This window comes from Rhodococcus olei (assembly GCF_039540555.1).
GTDB lineage: Bacteria > Actinomycetota > Actinomycetes > Mycobacteriales > Mycobacteriaceae > Rhodococcus_G > Rhodococcus_G olei.
Window position 1 is genome coordinate 71,895 of record NZ_BAABFB010000023.1, and the last position, 3,754, is coordinate 75,648.

4 protein-coding genes are annotated in these 3,754 nt (G+C 71.8%); all 4 read left to right on the forward strand.

The features are described 5' to 3' along the window. Positions 1-119 precede the first annotated feature (119 nt). Positions 120-824, forward strand: coding sequence for a histidine phosphatase family protein (locus tag ABD951_RS05120; protein WP_345342664.1), 705 nt, complete (start codon positions 120-122; stop codon positions 822-824). A 65-nt stretch (positions 825-889) separates the two neighbouring features. Continuing rightward, positions 890-1,474, forward strand: a complete 585-nt coding sequence (locus tag ABD951_RS05125; protein WP_345342665.1) for a DUF3090 domain-containing protein — start codon at positions 890-892, stop codon at positions 1,472-1,474. A 4-nt stretch (positions 1,475-1,478) separates the two neighbouring features. Next, positions 1,479-2,297, forward strand: a complete 819-nt coding sequence (locus ABD951_RS05130) for an SCO1664 family protein (protein ID WP_345342666.1) — start codon at positions 1,479-1,481, stop codon at positions 2,295-2,297. A gap of 74 nt (positions 2,298-2,371) precedes the next feature. Next, positions 2,372-3,613 carry a cysteine--1-D-myo-inosityl 2-amino-2-deoxy-alpha-D-glucopyranoside ligase gene (gene mshC / locus ABD951_RS05135; protein WP_345342667.1) on the forward strand — a complete coding sequence of 414 codons (1,242 nt, stop codon included), beginning with the start codon at positions 2,372-2,374 and terminating at the stop codon, positions 3,611-3,613. Positions 3,614-3,754: the final 141 nt, after the last annotated feature.

Below are 3,754 nucleotides of genomic sequence, written 5' to 3' on the forward strand. Positions count from 1 at the left end.
CGTCCGCGTTGTCGTCGGAGATGCACGCGACGGTGCCGGCTCGTCCTCCGTGTCCGGGCGGCGGTCGTTCCGCCCGGCGCATCCGGACGGAGTGGACAGACACGTCCTAGGCTGTCCCCATGACGGTGATCCTGCTCCGGCACGGCCGGTCCACGGCCAACACGTCGGGCATCCTCGCGGGCCGCAGCTCCGGCGTCGATCTCGACGATCTCGGCCGCGAGCAGGCGGAGTCGCTGGCGGCGCGGCTGGCCGGGCTCGACGTGGCGGCGATCGTGCGGTCGCCGTTGCTGCGCTGCGAGCGGACCGTGGCGCCGCTCGCGGCCAAACTGGACCTGACGCCGGTGGTCGACGACGCGCTCGCCGAGGTCGACTACGGGCGGTGGACGGGGCGGCCGATCAAGGAGCTGCTGGACGAGCCGCTGTGGAAGGTGGTCCAGCAGCACCCGTCGGCCGCGGCGTTTCCCGACGGCGAGGGGCTCGCGCAGGTGCAGGCGCGGGCCGTCGCCGCGGTGCGGACCCACGACGCGGCGCTGGCGGCCGAGCACGGTCGGGACGTGCTGTGGATCGCGTGCAGTCACGGCGACGTCATCAAGGCGGTGCTCGCCGACGCTCTCGGCGCACACCTCGACGGGTTCCAGCGGATCGTCGTCGAGCCGGCATCGATCAGCGTCGTCCGCTACACCCCGACGCGCCCGTTCGTGCTGCGGACGAACGACACCGGCGCCGACCTGTCCGGGTTGAACGGATCGGCGAAACCGACGGGTGTCGGGGCGTCCGACGCGGTCCCCGGCGGTGAGGTGGGGACCGACGGAAAGGGCGGATAATGGGACCGGGTGGGACCCGAGTGGCAACCCGAGCGTGTGACGACCCGACCGTGTGGAGGTGCTGAATGTCCCGAGCGATTCACGTCTTTCGCACGCCCGACCGCTTCGTCGCCGGCACCGTCGGCGAACCGGGGGACCGCGCGTTCTATCTGCAGGCGGTGCACGACACCCGGGTGGTCAGTGTGCTGCTCGAGAAGCAGCAGGTGCAGGTGCTCGCGGACCGGATGGGTCTGTTGCTCGACGAGGTGCACCGGCGCTTCGGCACCGCGGTGCCGCCGCACGAGGCCGAGCTCACCGACACCAGCCCGCTGGTGATGCCGATCGACGCCGAGTTCCGGGTCGGGACGATGGGGCTGGGCTGGGATTCCGACGCGGGCGCGGTCGTCGTCGAACTGCTGGCGGTGTCGGAGTCCGAGGTGGACGAGTCGGTGGTCCTCGACGACGTCGAGGACGGACCGGACGCGGTGCGCGTGTTCCTGACCCCGGAGCAGGCCCGCGAGTTCGCGGTCCGGTCCGAGCGGGTGATCTCCGCGGGTCGGGCGCCGTGCCCGCTGTGCGGGGAACCGTTGTCACCGGAGGGTCACGTCTGTGTGCGGACCAACGGGTACCGGCGCGGGGCGACGTTCGCCCGACCGGACGGTGAGAGCTGAACCGTTGACGAACCCGAACGACTCGACACCCGACGGCGACCTGCTCGTGACCGGCGAGCTGACCGTGCTCGGCCGCATCGTGTCGGCGAGCAACGCGACACTGGTCTGCGAGGCCCGCGCCGACGGCCGCAGTCAGAGGTGTGTGTACAAGCCGGTGCGTGGCGAGCGGCCGCTGTGGGACTTTCCCGACGGCACCCTCGCCGGCCGGGAGGTCGCGTCGTATCTGATCTCCGAGGCGTTGGGGTGGGGCGTGATCCCGCGGACGATCCTGCGGGACGGGCCGTACGGGCCCGGCATGGTGCAGCGGTGGGTGGACACGCCGGAGTCGGCGGGGGAGCGCGGCGAGCGTCTGGACCTGGTCGACATCTGCCCGCCGGACCGGGTGCCCGAGGGCTGGTTCCAGGTGTTGCTCGCCTACGACGGGGAGGGCGAGGAGGTCGCGCTGATCCACGCGGACGACCCGCGGCTGCAGCGGATCGCGGTCCTCGACGTACTGCTCAACAACGCGGACCGCAAGGGCGGGCACGCACTCGAGGGCGTCGACGGGTCCGTGTACGGCGTCGACCACGGGATCTGCCTGCACCGGGAGAACAAGCTCCGCACGGTGCTGTGGGGGTGGGCCGGGCAGCCGATCGGGGGCGTGTTGCTCGCCGACATCGAGGCGTTCGCGACGGCACTGGACGGCGACCTGGCGGACCGGCTCGGCGAGCACGTGACCGTGGCCGAGGTCGACGCGCTGCGGCGCCGGACCCGGGACCTGCTCGCCGACCCGGTGATGCCGCAGCCCAGCACGCATCGTCCGATACCCTGGCCCGCCTTCTGATTCGCGGCTCCCCGGCACCGCCGGAGAGTGACTCCCCGGCGGTGCCGGACATCGTCTCCGATAGGCTCGGCGGCATGCAGTCCTGGTCCGACATCGCCGTTCCCCCCGTCCCCGGTCAGGGCCCGCCGTTGCGGCTCTACGACACTGCGGACCGCCGGGTGCGGCCGGTCACGCCGGGGCAGACGGCGACGATGTACGTGTGCGGCATCACCCCGTACGACGCGACCCACCTCGGCCACGCCGCGACCTACCTCGCGTTCGATCTGGTGAACCGGCTGTGGCGCGACGCCGGACACGACGTGCACTACGTCCAGAACGTCACCGACGTCGACGACCCGCTGTTCGAGCGCGCCGAGCGGGACGGCGAGGACTGGGTGGTGCTCGGGATGCGCGAGACCGCCCTGTTCCGCGAGGACATGGAGGCGCTGCGGGTGCTGCCGCCGCGCGACTACATCGGTGCCGTCGAGTCGGTGAACGAGGTCGTGGAGATGGTCGGCAAGATGCTCGCCGCCGGCGCCGCCTACACCGTCGACGACGCGGAGTACCCGGACGTGTACTTCCGGGTCGACGCCACCGAGCAGTTCGGCTACGAGTCCGGCTACGACCGCGAGACGATGGAACGCTTCTTCGCCGAACGTGGCGGCGACCCGGACCGTCCGGGCAAGCAGGACCGCCTGGACGCGCTGGTGTGGCGGGCGCAGCGGCCCGGTGAGCCGTCGTGGCCGTCGCCGTTCGGTCCCGGCCGTCCCGGCTGGCACATCGAGTGCTCGGCGATCGCACTGAACCGGATCGGCGCCGGGTTCGACCTGCAGGGCGGCGGCAGCGACCTGATCTTCCCGCACCACGAGTTCTCCGCCGCGCATGCGGAATCGCTTGTGTGCGAACGCCGTTTCGCGCGGCACTACGTGCACACCGGCATGATCGGGCTGGACGGCGAGAAGATGTCCAAGAGTCGCGGCAACCTGGTGTTCGTCTCCAAGCTGCGCGGCGAGGGCGTCGACCCGATGGCGATCCGGCTCGGCCTGCTGTCCGGGCACTACCGCACCGACCGCGCGTGGACCGGCGAGGTGCTCACCGCGGCGCAGGAGCGTCTGGCGCTGTGGCGGCGCGCGGCGGCCCTCCCGACCGCGCAGAACGTCGAGGACACCATCGCCCGGATGCGTCAGCACCTCGCCGACGATCTCGACACCCCGAAGGCGTTCGACGCGCTCGACGGCTGGGCCCGCCGGGCCGTCGACCACGGCGGGTCGGACGCCGCCGCGCCGGGCCTGTTCTCCGACGCGGTCGACGCGCTGCTGGGAGTCTCGCTGCGCTGACCGGCGCGCACTCGCCCTCGGTCGATACCGACTCCTCGGTATCGACCGAGTCACGGACGACGACTGCCGAGTCCCGATATCATGTACGGGCAGCCCGTGGCACTCCGACGATGACGTGACAGCATCTGCGTGAGGATTCGG

Excerpts from the sequence above, each read along its gene's own strand:
- mshC (WP_345342667.1), top strand. The coding sequence starts at position 2,372 with ATGCAGTCCTGGTCCGACATCGCCGTTCCCCCCGTCCCCGGTCAGGGC.
- ABD951_RS05120 (WP_345342664.1), top strand. The coding sequence starts at position 120 with ATGACGGTGATCCTGCTCCGGCACGGCCGGTCCACGGCCAACACGTCG.
- ABD951_RS05125 (WP_345342665.1), top strand. The coding sequence starts at position 890 with ATGTCCCGAGCGATTCACGTCTTTCGCACGCCCGACCGCTTCGTCGCC.